This is a genomic window from Streptomyces phaeoluteigriseus (assembly GCF_001896135.2).
Taxonomy (GTDB): domain Bacteria; phylum Actinomycetota; class Actinomycetes; order Streptomycetales; family Streptomycetaceae; genus Streptomyces; species Streptomyces phaeoluteigriseus.
Genome location: NZ_MPOH02000011.1, coordinates 104053 through 125348, shown reverse-complemented (window position 1 = coordinate 125348; position 21296 = coordinate 104053). Strand labels below are relative to the sequence as shown.

The window sequence follows — 21296 nt, the reverse complement described above, 5'->3', positions numbered from 1 at the left end:
CCCCGCCGTGCCCGACGTCTGCGGGGGTCCGCACCCATGCGCAAGCCGTACGCCCTTCTCCTGCCGCTTCTGCCGCTCCTGCTCCTCGCCGCCGCCCCGGCCCGCGCCGCCGACAACGGCAGCTGGTCCGTGCAGCCCGTCTCCTCGGCCGTCGCCGCGCGGCCGTACTTCCACGTCTCCGCCGACCGGGGCCAGACCATCGAGGACAGTGTCGTCGTCGTCAACAAGACGGACGAGCCCCTCACCTTCCGGCTGTACGCCGCCGACGCCTACAACACCGCGCGGGACGGCGGGTTCGCCGTACGGACGCCGGGGGAGCGGATGCGGGGCGTGGGGGCGTGGGCGGAGCCCGCGAAGGACCGGGTCACCGTGCCCGGCCGGAAGTCCGTCACCGTGCCGTTCACGATCCGGGTGCCGGCGGACGCCGAGCCCGGCGACCATCCGGGCGCGATCGTGGCGCTCGACGAGCGCGTGGAGCGGGCCGACGGCTCGGTCGCGCTCGGGGTGCGGCGGGCCGTCGGCGCCCGCGTCTACCTCCAGGTCGGCGGCCCGAGGCTGCCCGCGCTGGCCGTCGAGGACGTCCGCCTCGGTCACGACCGGCCGCTCGTCCCCGGTTTCGGCGACAGCACGGCGACGATCTCCTACACCCTGCACAACACGGGCAACGTCACCCTCGATCCGAAGGTGGAGCTACGGGCCCGCGGCCTCTTCGGCCGTACGCTGCTCGCCCGCGACCTGACCGCCGTGCCCTCCGAGCTGCTGCCCGGCCAGCGCGTCCGGCTCACCGAACCCTGGCGGGACGCGCCCCAGCTCGACTGGGGGCACGTGACGCTGACCGCGAGGGCCGAGGACACCCGGGAGTCGGCCGGCGCGTCGTTCCTCGCGCTGCCCTGGCTGGTGGTGGCGGTGGCGTTCCTCGCCGGTCTGGTGGGCGGGGTGCTGCTGGTCAGAGCGCGTCGGGGCCGCGCTCGCCGGTCCGGACCCGGACGACCGTCCCGACCGGCACGGACCACACCTTTCCGTCGCCGATCTTCCCCGTCCGCGCGGCCCTGACGATCGCGTCGATGACGGCCTCGGAGTCGGCGTCCTCGACGACGACCTCGATCCGGACCTTGGGCACGAGGTCGACCTGGTACTCGGCACCGCGGTACACCTCGGTGTGGCCGCGCTGCCGGCCGTAGCCGCTGGCCTCGGTGACGGTCAGACCGTGCACGCCCAGTTCCTGGAGGGCGGTCTTGACCTCGTCGAGGCGGTACGGCTTCACGATCGCGGTGATGAGCTTCATGCCTGGGGCTTGACCTTCTGAGCGGAGGGGACGGAGGACGCGCCGACCGGGGCGCCGTGGCCCAGGACGCCGTGATCGTATGCGGTCTCGGCGTGCACCGTAAGGTCCAGACCGGTGTGCTCGTGCTCCTCGTCCGCCCGGAAGCCGAGGACGCGGTCGAGCAGCCTGGCGATGCCGTACGTCATCAGGAAGGCGTACGCGCCGACGGCGAGGACGGCCACGAGCTGCTTGCCGAGCTGGGCGAGCCCGCCTCCGTACAGCAGGCCCTCGGGGCCGCCGGTCATCGACTCGACGGCGAAGACGCCGATGAGGAGGGTGCCGATCACCCCGCCGACCAGGTGGACGCCGACGACGTCGAGGGAGTCGTCGTAGTTCAGCCTGAACTTCCAGCCGACGGCGTAGGAGCAGACGACGCCGGCGGCGAGGCCGACGGCCAGGGCGCCGAGCAGGGAGACCGAGCCGCAGGACGGGGTGATCGCGACCAGGCCCGCGACCGCGCCGGAGGCGGCTCCCAGGGTGGTGGGGTGGCCGTCGCGCTTCTGCTCGACCAGGAGCCAGCCGAGCAGGCCGGTGCAGCCGGCGGTGAGGGTGTTGAGGAAGGCGGCGGCCGCGAGGCCGTTCGCGCCGAGGGCCGAGCCCGCGTTGAAGCCGAACCAGCCGAACCAGAGCAGGCCCGCGCCCAGCATGACCATGGGGAGGTTGTGCGGACGCATCGCGTCCTTCTTGAACCCGAGGCGCGGGCCGAGGACCAGGCACAGTGCCAAACCCGATGCGCCCGACGTGATCTCCACGGGAAGTCCGCCGGCGAAGTCGAGCGCGCCGAGGCTGCCGAGGATCCAGCCGTCCGGGCCCCACACCCAGTGCGCGACGGGAACGTATACGAGGAGCGCCCAGACGGGCACGAAGACCAGCCATGCCCCGAACTTCGCCCGGTCCGCGATCGCGCCGCTGATCAGGGCCGCCGTGATGATCGCGAAGGTGAGCTGGAAGGTGGCGAACAGCAGGGTCGGCACGGTGCCCTGCACGCTGTCCGGGCCGAGACCGGCCATCCCGGCGTGCTCCAGGGTGCCGATGAGCCCGCCGCCGGCGTCCGGGCCGAAGGCGAGGGAGTATCCGGCGGCCAGCCACACCACGGTGACCAGCGCGATCGACACGAAGCTCATCATCAGCATGTTGAGGACGCTCTTCGTGCGGACCATGCCGCCGTAGAACAGGGCGAGGCCCGGCGTCATCAGCAGGACGAGGGCGGTGGCGGCGAGCAGCCAGGCGGTGTCGCCGGTGTCGATCTGTGCGGCGGCGAGGGTCACGGTCGTCTCCAACGGTGTGGGGGCTCGTCAGAGATTCACGGGCATGCGTTTCCGGTCGCGTACGGGTGTGTTTCCATGACGTTTCATTGCGTACGGGTTTCTGGAAACTCACGTCCGGGGGTGCTCTCGGGCGGTTGTACGGCAGGGCTTCGTGGATCAGGGAGAATGGGCGGCATGAGCGTTCGTACCCAGTCATCCGAACAGCCGGCCGAGGCCGCCCACCGGGCCGGCTTCGCCTGCTTCGTCGGCCGCCCCAACGCGGGCAAGTCCACCCTCACGAACGCTCTGGTCGGGACGAAGGTGGCCATCACCTCCAATCGTCCGCAGACCACCCGGCACACGGTCCGGGGCATCGTGCACCGGCCGGACGCGCAGCTGATCCTGGTGGACACCCCGGGGCTCCACAAGCCGCGCACCCTGCTGGGCGAGCGGCTGAACGACGTCGTACGCACCACCTGGGCCGAGGTCGACGTCATCGGCTTCTGCCTGCCGGCCAACGAGAAGCTGGGCCCCGGCGACCGGTTCATCGCCAAGGAACTGGCCGGGATCAAGCGGACGCCGAAGGTCGCGGTCGTGACGAAGACCGACCTCGTGGACTCCAAGACGCTCGCCGAGCAGCTCATCGCGATCGACCAGCTCGGCAAGGAGCTGGGCATCGAGTGGGCCGAGATCGTGCCCGTCTCCGCCGTCGGAGACCAGCAGGTCCAGCTGCTCGCCGAGCTGCTGATCCCGATGCTGCCGGAGAGCCCGCCGCTGTACCCCGAGGGCGACCTGACGGACGAGCCCGAGCAGGTGATGGTCGCCGAGCTGATCCGCGAGGCGGCGCTGGAGGGCGTCCGCGACGAGCTGCCGCACTCCATCGCGGTCGTCGTGGAGGAGATGCTCCCGCGCGAGGACCGCCCCGCCGACAAGCCGCTCCTCGACATCCACGCGAACATCTACATCGAGCGCCCCAGCCAGAAGGGCATCATCATCGGCCCGAAGGGCAAGCGCCTCAAGGACGTCGGCATCAAGTCCCGCAAGCAGATCGAGGCGCTCCTCGGCACGGCGGTCTTCCTGGACCTGCACGTGAAGGTCGCGAAGGACTGGCAGCGGGACCCGAAGCAGTTGCGGAAGCTGGGCTTCTAGGGGTTGGTGGAGGGGGGTTGCGCGGCCTTGGGGTGTGGTGCGCGGTGGGTGGCGCGTCCGGCACGGCTGCCGCGCGGCGGTAGCCGCAGGCTGATGCGGCCCGAGCGCCTTCGGGGAGCCCCCGGCACGAGCGCAGGCCCGGGGGCTGGGGGCTGAGCCCCCAGGGTGGGGACGGGAGAGGGCGGCGGGGGCGAAACCACGCGGTCGGCCGGCCTACGCCCCTCCCTCACCTCTGGGCCCGCAGGACCTCCCGTAGCCAGGCGTAGGACGCCTTCGGGGTGCGCCTGAGGGTGCCGGGGGCTGAGAAGTCCACGTGGACCAGGCCGAAGCGGCGTTCGTAGCCCTCCGCCCACTCGAAGTTGTCCAGCAGCGACCACACGAAGTAGCCGCGCACGTCCACGCCCGCCTCCACCGCCCGGTGGAGGGCACGCAGATGGCCGTCGAGGTAGGCGATGCGGTCCTGGTCGTCGATGCCGGGGTAGCTGCACCCGTTCTCGGTGATGACGACCGGCGGGAGGCGGTCGCCGTAGCGCTCCTGGAAACCGGTGAGCAGTTCCGTCAGGCCCTCCGGCACCACCGGCCAGCCGAAGTCGGTGACCGGGACGTTCTCGATCTGCCGGACGGTGAAGGGGAGTTCGGCCGGGATGCGCACCCCGCCGAACTCGATCTCGGTGCCTCGCGGGGCGCCGACGCGGGTGGGGGCGTAGTAGTTGACGCCGTAGAAGTCGAGGGGTTCCGCGATGACCTCGAGGTCGGACGCCACGTCGCCGGGCATCGACTCGCCGATCCCCTCGGGGTACTCGCCGAGCAGGAGCGGGTCCGCGAAGAGCCGGTTCAGCAGGAGGTCGTAGAAGGCGGCGGCCTCCTCGTCGGCGGGTTCCGGCGAGGCGGGCCAGGTGGGGCCGTGGGAGTTGGCGATGCCGACGTCCCGGGCGCCCGCCGCCCGCAGGGCCTGCACGGCGAGGCCGTGGGCGAGGAGCTGGTGATGGGCGACCGGGAGCGCGTCGAACATCAGCCGCCGGCCGGGGGCGTGGGTGCCGAGAGCGTGGCCCAGCAGGGTGTGTTCGGCGGGCTCGTTGAGGGTGATCCACTTGCGCACGCGGTCGCCGAGGCGGTCCACGACGACGGAGACGTACTCGGCGAAGCGGTGTGCGGTGTCCCGCTCCAGCCAGTCCAGCCGGGCCGGCAGGTCCCAGTGGAAGAGGGTCGGGACCGGGCGCACGCCGACCGCCAGCAGTTCGTCCACCAGACGGTCGTAGAAGTCGAGGCCGCCGGGGGAGTTCACCCGGGGCCAGGAGACCGAGAAGCGGTAGGCGTCCACGCCCAGGCCGGACAGCAGCGCCACGTCCTCGGTGTGGCGGTGGTAGTGGTCGCAGGCCACCGCGGCCGTGGAGCCGTCCTTGATCCGCCCCGGCTCGGCCGTGAAGGCGTCCCAGACGGACGGCTCGCGCGCGTCCGCCGCACCCTCGATCTGGTGGGCGGAGGTCGAGACGCCCCACAGGAAGCCGGCCGGGAACCGGGGTATCGGGTTGGCCGCCCCGCGCGGATCAGTCGCCATGGGCGCGATCATCCGTACCGCCGGTAAGGGAAGTCAACGCCCCGGCGTGGACTGCCCGTTACGCCCCCTCCTTCAGCACGCGCGAGATCAGCTCGCGCTGTTCCGGGGTGAGCCGGGGATCGGCCGCGTACACCGTCCTGCCGCCCACCGTGATCTCGTAGCTGAACCCGTCCGGGACCCCGGCGGGGCGGGACCGGTGGCCGTCCGCCACCGCCTGCTCGGCCAGGGCTTCCCAGGCGCGGGCATCGGGCCGCCCCGAGGTGTCCACCTCGGCGCCGCGCTCGATGCCCGCGAACCCGCCCGTGCGTCTCACATGAATCCGCATGGGACCGTGTCTAGTACGGATCTACAGGATCCGCACCCCCACCCGCTCCCACGCCTTCTCCACGGCCTGGAACTCCTCGCCGCCGTCGCCGAAGCGCTCCCGCGCGGCCTTCACGGTGAGCTTCGCGAAGTCGGTGAAGAACGCCCTCTCCGTCAGCTCGCCGCCGGTCAGCACGTCGTACCAGATCTGGCCCGCCTTCTCCCAGGCGAAGCCGCCGAGGGCGGTGGCGGCCAGGTAGAACGCGTGGTTGGGGATCCCCGAGTTGATGTGGACGCCGCCGTTGTCGCGGCCGGTGCGGACGTAGTCGTCCATGGTGGCGGGCTGGGGGTCCTTGCCGAGCACGTCGTCGTCGTAGGCCGTGCTGGGGGCCTTCATGGAACGCAGGGCCCGGCCGGTCACGTTCGGGGCGAGCAGTTCGGCGCCGATCAGCCAGTCGGCCTCGGCGGCGGTCTGGCTCAGCGTGTACTGCTTGATGAGCGCGCCGAAGACGTCGGACATCGACTCGTTCAGGGCGCCCGGCTGGCCGTAGTAGGTGAGGTTGGCCGTGTACTGGGTGACGCCGTGGGTCAGCTCGTGGCCGATCACGTCGATGGAGCTGGTGAAGTCGACGAAGATCTCGCCGTCGCCGTCGCCGAACACCATCTGCTCGCCGTTCCAGAAGGCGTTGTTGTAGTCCTCGTCGTAGTGGACGGTGGCGTCCAGCGGCAGGCCGTCGCCGTCGATCGAGTGGCGGCCGTACACCTTGAGGAAGTGCTCGAAGGTGGCGCCGAGGCCCGCGTAGGCGCGGTTCACCGTGGCGTCCTGGCCCGCATCCTCGCCCTCGCCGCGGACCTTGGTGCCGGGCAGGACCGTGCCGTGCCCGGCGTCGAACACGGTGCGCAGCGGCTGGTCCGACGGTGCCTTCGCCGCCGGGGCGGCCGCGAGGCGGAACTCGCTGGTCACGCGGCGCCGGGAGCGCAGCTCGCTGTCGCGCACCAGGGTGCGCCGCGCGGGTCCGGAGAGCGCGGGGTCGTCGCTGCGCGCCACGCGGTCGAGGACATGGGGCGGAACGACGGTGCAGAAGACGGGCTCGAGGCCCCCGTGGGTCGTCATGCCCGGCACCATCGCACCGCGTGACCATCCTGTCACCACCGGCAACCATGATTGGTGAAATACGCCGATAAACAGCCCTGCGTCGTACCGGTGAGTGGTATACGGCACTTTTCACCCGGTTCGTCCGCCCGGTCCCGCATACTGGAACAGGCCCACGCGCCCCGTGGGGCTCGGCTAAAGTGCGGAGCACTATGCGTTTCGGGCTGCTTCTCCTTAGCTGCCGCGGCGAGGGCCTGTAGTCGAGGCCGACTCCCTCCCCGCGGAGCTTGGCAATGCGTCGGCCGTCCTTTCGGACATCCTGAGGAGCCACCGCATCATGGCGAACCGCCAGCAGCCCAGTTCCATGCCGATCCACAAGTACGGGCAGTACGAGCAGGTCGACATCCCCGACCGCACCTGGCCGGACCGGCGCATCACCGTCGCCCCCCGCTGGCTCTCCACCGACCTGCGTGACGGCAACCAGGCCCTGATCGACCCGATGTCGCCCGAGCGCAAGCGCCGGATGTTCGACCAACTGGTCAAGATGGGCTACAAGGAGATCGAGGTCGGCTTCCCGGCCTCCGGTCAGACCGACTTCGACTTCGTGCGCTCGATCATCGAGGAAGAGGGCGCGATCCCGGACGACGTCACGATCTCCGTGCTGACCCAGGCCCGCGAGGACCTGATCGAGCGGACCGTGGAGTCCCTGAAGGGCGCCAGGCGCGCCACCGTCCACCTGTACAACGCGACCGCGCCGGTCTTCCGCCGGGTCGTGTTCCGCGGTTCCAGGGACGACATCAAGCAGATCGCCGTGGACGGCACCCGCCTGGTCATGGAGTACGCGGAGAAACTGCTGGGCCCGGAGACCGAGTTCGGCTACCAGTACTCGCCGGAGATCTTCACCGACACCGAGCTGGACTTCGCGCTGGAGGTCTGCGAGGCGGTGATGGACGTCTACCAGCCCGGCCCCGGCCGCGAGATCATCCTGAACCTGCCGGCCACCGTCGAGCGCTCCACGCCCTCCACCCACGCCGACCGCTTCGAGTGGATGAGCCGCAACGTCTCGCGCCGCGAGCACGTCTGCATCTCGGTCCACCCGCACAACGACCGCGGTACGGCCGTCGCCGCCGCCGAGCTGGCGCTGATGGCCGGCGCCGACCGCGTCGAGGGCTGCCTGTTCGGCCAGGGCGAGCGCACCGGCAACGTCGACCTGGTCACCCTGGGCATGAACCTGTTCTCGCAGGGCGTCGACCCGCAGATCGACTTCTCCGACATCGACGAGATCCGTCGCACGTGGGAGTACTGCAACCAGATGGAGGTCCACCCGCGCCACCCGTACGTGGGCGACCTGGTCTACACGTCCTTCTCCGGCTCCCACCAGGACGCCATCAAGAAGGGCTTCGACGCGATGGAGGCCGACGCGGCCGCCAAGGGCGTCACCGTGGACGACATCGAGTGGGCGGTCCCGTACCTGCCGATCGACCCGAAGGACGTCGGCCGCTCCTACGAGGCGGTCATCCGGGTCAACTCGCAGTCCGGCAAGGGCGGTATCGCGTACGTCCTGAAGAACGACCACAAGCTGGACCTGCCGCGCCGGATGCAGATCGAGTTCTCGCGGATCATCCAGGCGAAGACGGACGCCGAGGGCGGCGAGGTCACCGGCGGCGACATCTGGGCGACCTTCCAGGACGAGTACCTGCCCAACCCCGAGAACCCGTGGGGCCGCATCCAGGTCCGCAACGGCCAGTCGACCACCGACACCGACGGCGTGGACACCCTCACCGTGGACGCGGTCGTCGACGGCGAGGAGACCGTCCTGTCCGGCTCGGGCAACGGTCCGATCTCGGCCTTCTTCAACGCCCTGGAATCCATCGGCATCGACGTACGCCTGCTGGACTACCAGGAGCACACGATGAGCGAGGGAGCCTCCGCGCAGGCCGCCTCGTACATCGAGTGCGCGATCGGCGACAAGGTCCTGTGGGGCATCGGCATCGACGCCAACACGACGCGGGCCTCGCTGAAGGCGGTCGTGTCCGCCGTCAACCGCGCTACGCGCTGATCATCCGCATCGGGAGTTCGCGGGCCCCGGCCGCCGGAGAACGGCGGCCGGGGCTCCGTCGTATATCGGCCATCCGTCCGTGAAGGTCACGGAAAGGTCTCGTCCGGGGTGCTGACTCCGCCTCAATGATGTGGCTAACATCACGAAAGCGCGTGGCGATGTTGCCGCGGCGTTACGGAGGTGCGACGTGCTGCCAGAACGGGGACAAGACGGCCGTGCCGCCACCGGGTTCGCCCGCGTGCTGGGCCACCGCACCGCCTGGACGCCCGTCGGGGACGGCGAGTTCTTCTGCCCCGGCTGCGGCGGCGACCGCAACTACCAGCGGCTCACCGGCCGACGCCGCTTCACCCTGCTGGGCGTACCCGTGCTGCCGCGCGGCGAGACCGGCCCGGTCGTGGAGTGCGCCTCCTGTCGACGCCACTTCGGCACCGACGCCCTGGACCACCCCACCACCACCCGCTTCTCCGCGATGCTCCGCGACGCCGTCCACACCGTCGCCCTCGCCGTCCTCTCGGCGAACGGCACCTGCGCCCGTACGTCCCTGGAGACGGCGGCGGTCGCGGTGCGCGCGGCCGGCTTCCCGGACTGCACCCGCGAGCAGCTCGCCGCCCTCGTCGAGGCCCTCGCCGCCGACACCGGCCGGGTGCACGGCGAGCCCTGCACCCCCGGTCTGGCGATAGAGCTGCACGAGGCCCTCGACCCGCTGGCCCCGCACCTCGCCTCCGTCGGCCGCGAGTCGATCCTGCTCCAGGGCGCCCGCATCGCCCTCGCCGACGGCCCGTACACCCCCGCCGAGCGCGAGGTCCTCGCCACGGTCGGCGCGGCCCTCACCATCCGCGCGGACGACGTCACCCGGCTGCTGGCCGCGGCCCGCACCCCGTCCTGACCCGCCGGGAGCCACGCGGTCCCGCGGCCGACCGCCGCGGATCCGGGAAACCGGGCGCGCCCCGTCACCGTGGCGTACGGGTCCGGGCCGGTGGCACCGGGGACGATGGGGGCGACCGACGCCGGCCTCCGTGAGGGAAGCGATGTCCCACCCGCGCCGTACCCTGCTCGCCACCGCCGTGCTCCTCACCCCGTTCGTCGACGCCCTCCCGGCGGCCGCCGCGCCGCACTGCGCCTCCTCCGTGCCGTACGTGTCGGGGCGCGGCGGCTACGCCTCCTTCCGTATCCCCGCCGCCGTCACCACCGGGCGGGGCACCGTCCTCGCCTTCGCGGAGGGGCGACACGACGGGCCCGGCGACACCGGGGACATCGACATCGTCGTACGCCGCTCCACCGACGGCGGCTGCACCTGGGGCCCCCTCGCCGTGGTCGCCCACGGGGACGGGGACACCCGGGGCAACCCGTCGCCCGTCGTCGACCCGCGGACCGGCGCCGTCGTCCTGCTCAGCTGCGCCAACGGCGGCACCGCCACGGAGGCGCAGATCATGCGCGGGGAGGTGCCGCCCGAGCAGGGCCGGCGGGTGTACGTGCAGCACAGCCCGGACGACGGACGGCACTTCACCGCGCCCCGCGAGATCACGGCCTCGGTCAAGCCGCCGTCCTGGCGCTGGTATGCCACCGGGCCCGGCCACGCCGTCGCCCTCACCCGGGGCCCGCACGCCGGCCGCCTGGTCGTCCCCGCCAACCACTCCGCGGCCCCGCCGGCCGGTTCCTCCGACACCGGCCGGGAGTTCCGCCACTACGGCGGCCACGCCCTGCTCAGCGACGACGGGGGCCGCACCTGGCGGCTGGGCTTCGTCGAGGAGGGCCACGACGGCGCCACCAACGTCAACGAGACCACCGCCGCCCAACTCCCCGACGGGCGCCTGTACTTCAACGCCCGCGACCAGGGCGGCGGCGTCCCCGGCAACCGCCTCGACGCCCACTCCGGCGACGGCGGCCGCACCCTCGACCGCCCCTACGCCGCGCAGCCCACGCTGGCCGAGGTGCCCGTCGTCCAGGGCAGCGTCCTCCAACTCGACGGACCCGGTGCGCCGTTGCTGTTCTCGGCGCCGTCCCGGCCCACCGCACGGCAGTCGATGGCGCTGTGGCGCAGCAACGACGGCGGGGCCGGCTTCACCAGGTCGGTGACCCTGTCGGAGCAGCCGGCCGCGTACTCCGACCTCGTGCCGGTGGACGGGGAGACGGTCGGGGTGCTGTACGAGACGGGGGCCAAGGGCCCCTACGAGACCATCGAGTTCCGGCTGCTGCCGATGGCGGGACTGTAGGCGCCGCGCACCTCGCCTCCGGGCCGGGGGCCGGGCCGAACCGGTTGCCCGGACGGGCGGGGCCGGGTTCGAATGGGTCCGTGGAGACGCGGCGGGAGACTGGGTCCGTGGAGACGCGGCAGGAGACTGGATCAGTGGAGACGTGGCGGGAGACCTGGCCGGTGGAGCTGCCCGGCGTGCTGCGGCTGCCGTCCGGGCGGCTGGTGCGCGGCCGCGGACTGCGCCGCCCCCTCGATCCGGCGGCGCCGCACCCGACGTACGGGCTCTATCTGCTCGGCGGCGAGCCCCCGGCGGTGCCGTGGGAGGCGCGCTGGATCCGCTGGCCCGACTTCCGGCTGCCCGCGGACCGCGCCGACGCCCGTACGGCGCTCACCGAGGCGTGGCGGCGGGCGGTCGACGGCAGGCTGGAGGTCGCCTGCGGCGGCGGGCGCGGCCGTACGGGTACGGCGCTGGCGTGTCTGGCGGTGCTGGACGGCGTACCGGCCGCCGGGGCCGTGGAGTTCGTGCGCCGGAACTACGACCGGCACGCCGTGGAGACGCCTTGGCAGCGTCGCTATGTGCGGCGGTTCGAGGCGCTCACAGGGTGAGCGTCATGAGGAGGCGGTCGGCGCCCGGGCCGAAGTAGTCCGGGCGCGGGCCGCCGGGGTCAGCGGCGAAGCCCAGGGACCGGTACAGCGCGATCGCCGTGTCGTTGCCCGGTTCCACCGAGAGGGTGACGGAGCGCACGCCCTGGCCGTGGAGGTGTCCGAGGATCCTCGTCATCAACTGCCGTCCGAGCCCCTGCCGTTGCAGCGGCGGGGAGATGCCGAGGCTGAGGATCCAGCTCCGCGCCGCGTTCGGCGGCGTCGAGAGCACGTATCCGCCCAGGTCCTGGCCCAGGTCCACGACGAACACGAAGTCCGGGAACGAGGCCAGGAGTTGGCGCAGCACGAAGTAGGGGTACGGGGCCGTCGGGAAGGCCTCCTCGTCGAGCCTGACGATATGGGGGAGATCCTCCTCGGTGGCCGCTCTGATCCGTAATCGCGTTTCCTGGGACACCTGGCCCCCTGTCGAACCGGCGACCGACCGGGAACGATCTCGGGGAACTCGGGGAAGAGGAGTCATACGGTCCCCTTGTGAAGGATCGAGAGTGATCGGGATGGACCGAGAGGGATCGGCAAAGTGAATGGCGCGCGTGTTCGCTCTTGTCCGATATGCATACCTGGCGGTCCATCATTGCGTGATGCATCCACTCCTTCAAGACCTCGTCGCCCTGCTAGGCTGAACCAATGACCTCGGGATCGCCCACCACCGCCGAAAAGCTGAATGCCGATGTGCCCTGGGACGCCTTCGATCCCGACGAGTACATCAAGCGCAATTACCTTGAGATCCAGCCCGTGGACAGGGCGATCCTCACCCGGGTGCGAGATCACTTCAGTGATCATTTCGCGAAGCACGGCGGTCGTGGCGGCTCCGGTATCGACGTGGGCGCGGGGCCCAATCTCTATCCGGCCCTGGCGATGCTCCCCTGGTGTGGCCGGATCACGCTCCTCGAGCGGTCCGAGCAGAACCTCGAATACCTCCGCGGTCAGCTCTCGGGCTACGACGCCAACTGGGACCAGTTCTGGGAGGTGCTCAAGAGCGGCGCGCGCGGCAAGGCGGCGGCCTACACCGGGCTGGGCGCCGACCCCAGGGCGCGCTTCGGGGAAGTCGTCCGGGAACCCCTGCCGGGAAGTCTTTTCGACCTCTGCGGAAAAAAGCCCGCCTGGGACATCGGTACGATGTTCTTCGTCGCGGAATCCATCACGACCTCGCTGGAGGAATTCCGGCAGGGCGTGGGCTGCTTCATGAATGCCCTGAAGCCCGGCGCGCCTTTCGCCGCCGCATTCATGGAACATTCCGAGGGGTACAGCGTGGGCGCGCAGGAGTTCCCCGCCCGCGATATCGACGACGAGGAAGTGCGCACCGTGCTCGAGCCTTATGCCGAAGCGGGCATGAAGGTCGTCTGCCTGGACAACCCGAAGCAATTGGTGCGCCACGGATACACCGGAATGATTCTGGCCTGCGGCCGGCGACGGAAAAGGTGACGTCCCAGTGTTCCACCAGGGGGTAACAGGTGGGATTGCGTGGTGACCGGCCTGTGCGAGGGGAATGGGCATGCAGATCAAGCCGAGACAGAATCTGCTCGAAGTGTGGCAGGCCGTCGCCCGCCATTCCTTCGACGACGGTGAATGGGACTGGGGGGATGCGGGCGGCCTGAGCAGCGTCGCCGACGCCGAGCGACTGCTCTGCATGCTGTACCCGGCCACCGAGATCACCGCGTTCCGCCTCGACGACCCCGACACCACCCAGCGGGACGTGGAACGGTCGCTGCGCACCGCGGGCGACTCCAGCGAGATCCCCGGGAACCTGGTCAAGGTCCTCGCCGACTTCATGGAGAAGCACCGCGGCGAGGAGAGCCCGACCTTCTCCGGCGGCACCTACTTCGCCGCCGAGAACCCGAAGCAGGAACTCTCCAAGGAGCAGCGGGACCTCGGGGTGGTCGACAGCTTCTCCATGTCCGTCACCCTCTGCCTGGCCACCCTCGGCTTCCTCAAGGTCTACCGGGGCAAGACCCAGCGCGCGAGCACGATCAAGCAGATCGACCGGCTCTGGGACGCCACCAGCGCCCGGCTGACCGCCGCCATGGTGAGCCTGCTGCGCTCCTTCACCGTCAACGTCGTCGACGTCTCCTCCGACCAGGGGCAGTCCCTCACCCGGCTGCTCGGCCAGGGCCGGCTCTCCGAACGCCAGGTCCTCCAGCGCTTCCAGGAGCGCTTCAAGGCCCTGCGCGCCGTCATCAGCGAGAGCGTCACCCTCGGTCTCGACACCGACGTCACCGACGACCTGCGCAACGAGAACCGCCTCTTCGAGTGCGGCTGGGCATGGAGCCTGGTGAAAGGCGCCCCCGAGGTCGAGGTGGAACCGCAGACGGGCGAGGCCATCGGCAAACAGCCCGCCGGCGTCGCCCACCCCACGCCCTACCTGTACTTCACCGTCGTCGCCCTCGACGGCATCCCCGACCTGTTCTCCGAGCGCACCCTCGTCCTCGGCCTGCTCACCGCCGAACAGCAGAAACTCGCCGACGCCCTGCGGCTGCGCTGGGAGATCACCCAGCAGTACTGGTCGGCCATCGCGCGCTTCGGCGAAGGCACCTGGCCGCTGGAGGAGATCCCCTGGCGCACCACCCTCCAGCAACTGGAGTCGGAGTACTTCTCCCTCTCCGTCGCCTCCATCCTCGTCCACGACCTGGTCCGCCGCCGCGCCACCGACGACGACCTCACCCGCACCGTCGCCGTCATGGAGCGCCTCGCCGAACGCGGCCGGATCACCAGCGGAATGACCCGCGACGACCCCGCGGTCGGCCTGCACAACCCCGGTGTCACCCTGCCCCTGCTGGGCAGCGAGGCCCTCGGTCCGCCCATGAAGTGGACGATGACCGACTTCTCCGCCCAACTGCTCAAGCGGACCATCCAACTCTGCTCACTGTCCCGGAACATCGCCTCCCAGGACCGGCTGCTGCGGCTGGCCGAGGACATCCTCGACCACCTCTGGCAGCGCCGCATCAGCGACGGACCGGGCGTCGGTCTCTGGGACAACGTGCACGCCGTCTACCCGGAGTCCCCGGAACGGCAGGGCCCGGTGTCCTGGAGCATGACCGAGCGCGTCACCGAGTGCATGGTCGCCGCGCACGCCCTCTACGACCAGCCGCCCATCCGCAGCGCCGAACTCTCGCTGCTGGCAAGGGCGTTGATCAGCGAGGCGGCCCACCTCTTCGGCAAGGAGCAGATGGGCCAGCCCGCGCCCACCGCCAAGAGCCCCCAGGGCGAGGAGGTCAAGGGCATCGAGGCCGACCTGCGCCGGGCCCGCCTGCTCGTCGACGAACAACCCGGCACCGCCTACGCACTCGCCCTCGGCGTGCTCAGCCGGCTGGACTCCCTCTCCCGGGCCCGCGGCGGCTCCGACTACCGGGGGGTCTGAGACGTGCTCGTGTTCGCCGCCTCCGACAAGGGGGGCACCGGCCGGTCCGTGACCAGCGCCAACCTCGCCTACCACCGCGCGCTGGACGGGGACGACGTCTGCTACCTGGACTTCGACTTCGGCTCGCCCACCGCGGCCGCCGTCTTCGACCTGCCCGACGTCCTCTCCGAGGCCGAGGGACGCGGCCTGCACTCCTACCTCAAGGGCAAGACCGGCGAACCCCTGCGCGTCGACGTCTGGTCGCGCACCGAACACCCCGTGCTGCGCAGCCGGCCCGGCGGCTCGGGACGGCTCGTCCTGCTGCCCGGCGACCGCACCGGCGGCGAATTCGTCACCGACGAGGAGAACCTGCACCGCTGCGTCGATCTCGTCCTGCGCCTGAAACGCGAATTCGACGTCATCATCGTGGACTTGAGCGCCGGACGCAGTTATGCGATGGACCTCGCCCTCGCCGCCACCTCACCCCGCGGCGGACTCGGCCGCCTGAAAACGCGCTGGCTCGTCTATCACCGCTGGACCCGTCAGCACGTCATGGCCGCCGCCGAACTCGTGTACGGAAAACAGGGCATTGTGCAGGCCGGTGTCGCCATGGGCCACGACACCGACGCGCTTTCCGCCTCGATCCGGTTCGTCCGGGCCGCCGTACCCGATCTCGACTCCCCGATGTGGTCGCAGGTCTCGGCCGCGCAGTACGCGTGGATGCGGCAGTGCGACACCCAGCTCGAGGAAATCGCGGCCGGCCGCGGCATCGGCAAGTCACGCGTCCTGTCGTCCATTCCGCTGGAGCCCGTTCTCCAGTGGCAGGAGAGGCTCATCACCGACGAAGACGTGCACGACCGGCGGATCGCCAATGTGGAGACCTGGCAGAAGATGGGCGAACTCGCCCAGCGCCTGACCGAGGACAAGCACTGGGGGCAACTGTGAGCGGGCCGGGAACCGTCTTCCGGGAGACCAGCGCTCAGCCGCGCACCGAATCCGTGCCGTTCTCCCATCTCTCCCTGGAACTCGGCCACTTGTACATGGAGGACTTCGCCGAAGGCCCCGCCCGGCTGCGCCGCCACTTCGCCGCCGTACGGCCCTGGGTGGACGCCGCCCGCGCCGCCGTGGGCCCGCTGCCGGCCGGCAAACGGCCCCGGATCAGCACCTGCTTCCTCATCGACGACTACTTCAGCCGGCTGTCCACCCCCGCCGAACTCATACCGCCCCTGCTGGAGGCCGCCGCCGAGGCCGGCCTCAGCATCGACTACCTGGCCCGCGAGTCCGGCTGCGCCGTCGCCGAACCCGGCCACCGCGACCGGACCGAACTCGCCGAGGCGTCCTGCACCGGCTGGTGGAATCCCCGCCGCCCGGCAGCAGTGGCTTCCGCCCGCCCGTCAGCCGCACCGGCTGGCTCACCAACGGCCGGCGCACGCCCTCCCACCGCACCTCCGCCGCCCTGGACGCCACCGGCGCCGTCTGGGCACCGCCCAGCGAGACCGGCGCCCGCGGCCACTCCGTCTTCGTCGACGTCGAACTGTGGAGCGGACCCGAGGACGAACGCCTCTGGTCCTGCGCCTTCCTCGCCTCCGTCTGGCAGCTGGTCCGGCTCGGCCTGCTGCGCCACGACGGCCAGGCCGTGCTCACCCCGACCCCCTGGGACGCCGAGGAGTTCCCCGCCGAGTGGGACGCCCTGCCGCCCGTGGTGCGCCTCAACCCGCTCGCCACGCCCTTCACCGCGTACGCCACGTGCAGCGTCCTCCCGGCCCGCTTCCTGCCCGTCGAACACGCCGTGCGCGTCGTCCTCGACCAGGTCCACGTCGAGTCCGAGGCGTTACGACAGGTCGCCGAGCGGTCCGCAGCCGAGGGCCTGCCCGTCCCCACGGCCGTCGTCGACCGCACCTCCTACGTCTTCCCGCCGGGGCTGTGACATGAGCGGCCCGAAGGAGTCCGGCGAAGCGGAGACGGTCCTCGCCTGCGGGGAGGTCCGCACCTGCCTGTTACCCACCCGGGACGCGGTCGACGAGCAGGTCGCCGAACGGCTGCTGCGGCTGCGCGCCGACGAACGCGTCCGGCTCTCCCGGCGCCCCAACCGGCACGCCGTCTCCCCGGACGTCCTCACGGGCGTCGACTGCCGGCTGCCCACCGCGGGCGGCGCCAAGATCCGTGCCGTCGGCACCGTGACCGCCCGCGCCGCCCTCGTCGAAGGAAGGGTGCTCCAGGCCACCGCCCACTTCTCGGCTCCCGCCGACGGCCCCGACCGGCGGCAGCCCTGGGGCTACTACCTGGTCCGCCCCGGCGTCCTCGTCCCCGTCGGCAGACTCGCCCCACAGGCCGTCCTCAAGGGCTTCCTGGCGGGACAGCAGCCGGACGAGCTGGACGTCGGCTCGGTCGCCGAGAGCCTCCTCGCCCGGATCTCCCGCCAGCACCGGCTGCTCGACTACGACACCCCGCTCACCACCACCGACACCAGCCTGCGCTGGGCCGCCTCACCGGCCGCCGAGGGTGAGCCGGCCGCCCCGCACTTCACCGTCGCCGACGACGGCCGACGGGTCGTCGAACTGCGGCTGCCCCGAGGGACCTCACCCGCCGCGGCGGCCGCGCTCTGCGAGGACCTCGCCCTGCACGACTGGCTGCTCACCACCGTCGCCGACAAACTCGACGGCCTGCGGCTGGGCTCCGACGACGGCCGCGCCGCACTCAAGGTGCTGCGCCCGCTCGTCGACCACCTGCTGCACCTGTGGATGCCGCAGGCCCGCGTCGACCGCACCCTGAACACCCTGTGGCAGGAACTGGAGGAGACACCGGGATTCAGCAGACAGTGGACGAGCCTGGCCCAGCGCATCCGGGACCAGCTCGCCGTCCAGCTCCTCACCCGGAGCGACGCGCTGACCCCGTCCTGACGGCGGCACACAGCACGGCGGCACACAGCACGACCACACACAGCACCGCGGCACCACACAGCACGGACCCGACACGGCACCACCCGACACGGCACCACCGGCACCGCATCCGTCCGAGCACGATCCGACGCACGACTCGACGCATGATCCCAACGGGGGGAGAAAGAGAGATGAGCGCACCGACGAACTCGTACTTCCGAAGCGACCAGCAACGGCGGTCCGACAACGACAGCGCACGTCAGCTCACGCTGAAGCTCCTGGTCACCGTAGTGGTGGGCGGAGTGGTCTACGTACTCACCAACGTCCTGCTGCCGAAGGAGGAAGGACCCTGGCAGCTGGTCCTGTCCGTGCTGTGCGGCGGCACGGTCCTGATCGTCCAGTTCATGGCGTCGTTCGTGAACCAGCTCAGCGAACTGAAGGACGTCGTGGAGAAGCGCTTCGCCGACATAGGCGAGGCCACGAAACTCTTCAACGAGGTGGAGAAGCTGCGCGGCGACGGGGTGCCCCGGCTCGCCGAGCACGCCACCAAGGTCGTCTCCATGGGGCCCGACATCCTGCACGAGTTCGCGCACGAGGAGATCAACCGCCTCGCCGCGCAGATGGAGGACCTCACCAACCTCAGCGCCGAGACGCCCGGCGAGAACCACGACTGGCTGATGACGCTGACCAAGTGCACCAGAAGCAGCATCGACGCCATCAGCACCAGCGTCGTCGACGACGGCTTCTGGTCCACCGAACCCGCGAGCCGCTATCTCACCGCCCAGCGCGAGGCGATCCTCGAACGGGGCGTCACCGTGCGGCGGTTGTTCATCGTCAAGGAACGCGAGGAGCGCTCGGCGCTCGCCCCGATCTGCGAGGAACAGCGCCAGATCGGCATCCAGGTGCGGGTGGTGGTCCTGGAACAGCTCCCGGCCCATCTGCGGCGCGGCAAGATGATCGACTGGATCGTCTTCGACGGGGCGCTGACGTACGAGATCCACGCCGACCAGCTCAGCGTGAACTCCTCGACCACGGTGAACGCCCGCGCGGACGAGGTCCAGCCGCTGATCCGGCGCTTCAACCAGCTGTGGGACGCCTCCGCGGAGCCGTCCCCGAACGGCACCCCGGACACCGTTCCCGTGCTGACCCCCGGCTCCGACCCGGACGGCGCGTGAGGCACCGTCCGGGCCGGAACCGGGGGCGGCGGGGGCCGTGCCTCAGCCGAGCGTCGCCGCCAGCACCTTCGTCGTCTCCACGATCAGCTCGTGGTCGTAGGCCGCTTCCCGTTCCGGCGCGGTGACCTGGACCACCAGCACGACGGGCGTGCCGTCGGGGGTCCAGGCGATCCCGGCGTCGTTGTTGGCGCCGTACCAGCCGCCGCCGGTCTTGTCGGCGAGCGTCCAGGTGGGCGGCAGCCCGGCGCGGAAACGGTTGTCGCTGGTGCGGTTGGCGAGCATCCAGTCCGTCAGCCGCCGCCGGTCGTCGGCCGCCAGCTCGTCGCCCAGCACCAGCCGGGCGTAGGAGCGGCCGATCGCGTACGGGGTCGTGGTGTCCGTCACCCGCCAGGGTTCGGCGGAGTTCAGCTCCGGCTCCCACCGGTCGAGCCGGGTGAACCGGTCACCGATCGATCGGGCGAAGCGGGTGACCGCGGCCGGGCCGCCCAGCTCGCGCAGCAGCAGGTTGGCGGCCGTGTTGTCGCTGCGGCGGATCGCCGCGTCGCACAGTTCGGCGACGGTCATGCCGTCGAGCACGTGTTCCTCGGTGACGGGCGAGTTCTCCACCAGGTCGTCCTCGGTGAAGTGGATGCGGCGGGCCAGGACCTCGCCGTCCCGGTCCAGGTCGCGCAGCACGGCGGCGACCGCGAGGACCTTGAACAGGGAGCAGACCGGGAAGCGTTCGGCGGCGCGGTGGCGCACGGAGCGCCGGGTGCGCACGTTGTACGCGAAGACGCCGAGGCGGGCACCGTGCGCCTCCTCCAGGGCGCGCAGGCGCACGCCGACGGGGTCGGTGCCGTCGGCGGCGTGGGCGGCCTGACCGGCGCCCAGCAGGGAGGCCGCGGTGACGGCGCCCGCGGTGGTGAGCAGAGTACGGCGGTTCGTCGAGCCTGAGATCGTTCTCTCCGTCCGTCGGTGACGTGTCAGGGGACCTCGGCGGTCTCCGGGGCCCCTTTGGTCACGGACGCCCCGTCACGCCGCACGGTTGCGAGCAGCAACGGGGTCGCCAGCAGGAGCACGCCCGCCAGCGCGATGGCCGTACGCGCGCCGGTGAACGCCGCCAGGACGCCCCAGAGGGCGGTCAGCGTGGCGATGGCGGCCTTGGTGCTGACCGACCACGCCGCGAGCATGCGGGCGAGGTGGTCGGTCGGGGTCAGCTCCAGCCGGGAGGTGGCGAGGACCGGGTTGTAGACGCCGATGCAGGTGATCAGCCCCAGCTCCACGGCCATCACGAGGGCCAGTCCGGCGGGCCCCGGCCGCACGAAGGCCAGCCCCACCGGCCAGCACGCGCGCAGTGTCCCCGCGGCCAGCAACACCCGGCGCCGCCCGTACCGGGCGACCAGCCGCGGGGCCAGCCGGGCGCCGATCAGCCCGCCGGTGCAGGGCACGGCGAAGGCGAGGGCGTACTGCCAGGGCGGGAAACCCAGCGGGCCCAGCATCAGCACCGCCAGCGGCGGGGAGGCTGCCATGATCAGGCCGTTGACGAGCAGCGCGTTGAGAAACAGTGGGCGCAGCGCCGGGTGGGTGAGGAGATGGCGCCAGCCCGCGACGACGTCCCCGGCGGTCAGCCGGCGCGCGGGCTCCTTCCGCACGGGCGCCGGTTCGTGCCCGCCGACCGCGCGCAGGCCCGCCGCCGACAGCAGATGACCGACCGCGTCCGCCGCCACCGTCACCACCGGCCCGAACAGGCCGACCGCGGCCCCGCCCAGCGGCGGCCCCAGCATGGTCGCCGTCCACGTCGTCGACTCGAGACGGCCGTTGGCGACGAGCAGGTCCTCCGGCGGCAGCAGATGCCTCAGGAAGGCGCCGCTCGCCGCCGTGAAACAGATGTCGCCGCGGCCACCACCATCGACACCACCAGCAGCTGCCCGACGCCGAGAGCGCCCAGCGCGAACGCCACGGGGACGCTCGCCAGAGCCGCGCACCGCACCAGGTCCGCCGTGATCATCACCGGCCGCTTGCGGCGGAACTCCACCCACGGCCCGAGCGGCACCGCCAGCGCCGCCCCCACCGCGGGCCCCACGGCCGCCAGCGCCGCCACCTCGCCCGGCCCGGCGTGCAGCACGAGCACCGCGATCAGGGCGAACGCGTCGAACGCCAGCCGCGTCCCGAACGCACTGACCGCGTACGCCCCCCACAGCCACCCGAACGACCGCCCCAGCGCACGCCTCGCCACCGCACTCCCTTCCGCGCCTCACGAACCGGGCGATCGTAGTGGGTACGGCACACCGCCCTCCCCGCGTAGGCGAGAATGGCGGCATGAGCCTGTTCCCACACCC

At 71.5% G+C, this 21296-nt stretch carries 18 protein-coding genes and 2 pseudogenes; 12 read left to right on the top strand and 8 right to left on the bottom strand.

Features of this window, described 5'->3' with window-relative positions:
- Positions 1-36 precede the first annotated feature (36 nt).
- Positions 37-1053 (top strand): WxL protein peptidoglycan domain-containing protein, encoded by a 1017-nt coding sequence (locus tag BM536_RS11715; RefSeq protein ID WP_094102898.1) that lies wholly within the window; start codon positions 37-39, stop codon positions 1051-1053.
- Here the strand turns inward: BM536_RS11715 and BM536_RS11710 are convergent.
- Both BM536_RS11710 and BM536_RS11705 read right to left on the bottom strand, forming a co-directional pair.
- Complete coding sequence (locus BM536_RS11710; RefSeq protein ID WP_073493574.1) at positions 947-1285, bottom strand: P-II family nitrogen regulator; 339 nt, start codon at positions 1283-1285, stop codon at positions 947-949. The genes BM536_RS11715 and BM536_RS11710 overlap by 107 nt on opposite strands.
- Positions 1282-2604: an ammonium transporter gene (locus BM536_RS11705; protein WP_281258563.1), complete on the bottom strand. Its 1323-nt coding sequence runs from the start codon at positions 2602-2604 to the stop codon at positions 1282-1284. The genes BM536_RS11710 and BM536_RS11705 overlap by 4 nt, the downstream gene beginning before the upstream one ends.
- A 162-nt stretch (positions 2605-2766) precedes the next feature.
- Between BM536_RS11705 and era the strand changes: the two genes are divergently transcribed.
- Positions 2767-3720 (top strand): GTPase Era, encoded by a 954-nt coding sequence (gene era / locus BM536_RS11700; RefSeq protein ID WP_073493610.1) that lies wholly within the window; start codon positions 2767-2769, stop codon positions 3718-3720.
- A gap of 226 nt (positions 3721-3946) precedes the next feature.
- On the opposite strand, the gene BM536_RS11695 is transcribed toward era, so the two are convergent.
- The 3 genes from BM536_RS11695 to BM536_RS11685 are packed head-to-tail and all read right to left on the bottom strand — an operon-like array spanning position 3947 to position 6695.
- A complete protein-coding gene (locus BM536_RS11695; protein ID WP_073493612.1) occupies positions 3947-5278 on the bottom strand; it encodes a GH1 family beta-glucosidase in 1332 nt (443 codons plus the stop codon).
- Positions 5279-5336: 58 nt separating this feature from the next.
- Positions 5337-5603 (bottom strand): protealysin inhibitor emfourin, encoded by a 267-nt coding sequence (locus BM536_RS11690; RefSeq protein WP_073493575.1) that lies wholly within the window; start codon positions 5601-5603, stop codon positions 5337-5339.
- A 21-nt stretch (positions 5604-5624) separates the two neighbouring features.
- Entirely contained in the window at positions 5625-6695 is a 1071-nt protein-coding gene (locus BM536_RS11685) for a M4 family metallopeptidase (RefSeq protein WP_073493614.1), read from the bottom strand.
- A 316-nt stretch (positions 6696-7011) separates the two neighbouring features.
- Between BM536_RS11685 and leuA the strand changes: the two genes are divergently transcribed.
- From leuA to BM536_RS11660, 4 genes are all read left to right on the top strand, one after another.
- Entirely contained in the window at positions 7012-8733 is a 1722-nt protein-coding gene (gene leuA / locus BM536_RS11675) for a 2-isopropylmalate synthase (RefSeq protein WP_073493577.1), read from the top strand.
- Between the two features lie 187 nt (positions 8734-8920).
- Positions 8921-9619: a TerB family tellurite resistance protein gene (locus BM536_RS11670; RefSeq protein ID WP_094102896.1), complete on the top strand. Its 699-nt coding sequence runs from the start codon at positions 8921-8923 to the stop codon at positions 9617-9619.
- 142 nt (positions 9620-9761) lie between these two features.
- Positions 9762-10946, top strand: coding sequence for a sialidase family protein (locus BM536_RS11665; RefSeq protein ID WP_073493579.1), 1185 nt, complete (start codon positions 9762-9764; stop codon positions 10944-10946).
- Positions 10947-11080: 134 nt separating this feature from the next.
- A complete protein-coding gene (locus tag BM536_RS11660) occupies positions 11081-11533 on the top strand; it encodes a phosphatase domain-containing protein (RefSeq protein ID WP_245873458.1) in 453 nt (150 codons plus the stop codon).
- Here the strand turns inward: BM536_RS11660 and BM536_RS11655 are convergent.
- Positions 11523-11984, bottom strand: a complete 462-nt coding sequence (locus tag BM536_RS11655; RefSeq protein WP_245873456.1) for a GNAT family N-acetyltransferase — start codon at positions 11982-11984, stop codon at positions 11523-11525. The genes BM536_RS11660 and BM536_RS11655 overlap by 11 nt on opposite strands.
- Before the next feature lie 230 nt (positions 11985-12214).
- Here BM536_RS11655 and BM536_RS11650 point away from each other — a divergent pair, with 230 nt between their 5' ends.
- From BM536_RS11650 to BM536_RS11625, 6 genes and pseudogenes are all read left to right on the top strand, one after another.
- Positions 12215-13012: an SCO2525 family SAM-dependent methyltransferase gene (locus BM536_RS11650; RefSeq protein ID WP_073493584.1), complete on the top strand. Its 798-nt coding sequence runs from the start codon at positions 12215-12217 to the stop codon at positions 13010-13012.
- 70 nt (positions 13013-13082) lie between these two features.
- Positions 13083-14945, top strand: a complete 1863-nt coding sequence (locus BM536_RS11645; RefSeq protein WP_073493615.1) for an SCO2524 family protein — start codon at positions 13083-13085, stop codon at positions 14943-14945.
- A gap of 3 nt (positions 14946-14948) precedes the next feature.
- Positions 14949-15869, top strand: coding sequence for an SCO2523 family variant P-loop protein (locus BM536_RS11640; protein ID WP_073493586.1), 921 nt, complete (start codon positions 14949-14951; stop codon positions 15867-15869).
- A 95-nt stretch (positions 15870-15964) separates the two neighbouring features.
- Positions 15965-16851 (top strand): annotated as a pseudogene (locus tag BM536_RS11635) (SCO2522 family protein).
- A 1-nt stretch (position 16852) separates the two neighbouring features.
- Positions 16853-17824, top strand: a complete 972-nt coding sequence (locus tag BM536_RS11630) for an SCO2521 family protein (protein WP_094102895.1) — start codon at positions 16853-16855, stop codon at positions 17822-17824.
- A 170-nt stretch (positions 17825-17994) separates the two neighbouring features.
- Positions 17995-18978, top strand: a complete 984-nt coding sequence (locus BM536_RS11625) for a hypothetical protein (protein ID WP_073493590.1) — start codon at positions 17995-17997, stop codon at positions 18976-18978.
- A 42-nt stretch (positions 18979-19020) separates the two neighbouring features.
- Here BM536_RS11625 and bla read toward each other — a convergent pair whose 3' ends face one another.
- Complete coding sequence (bla, locus tag BM536_RS11620; protein WP_073493591.1) at positions 19021-19914, bottom strand: class A beta-lactamase; 894 nt, start codon at positions 19912-19914, stop codon at positions 19021-19023.
- 26 nt (positions 19915-19940) lie between these two features.
- Positions 19941-21193: pseudogene (locus tag BM536_RS11615) on the bottom strand (MFS transporter).
- Positions 21194-21296 lie beyond the last annotated feature (103 nt).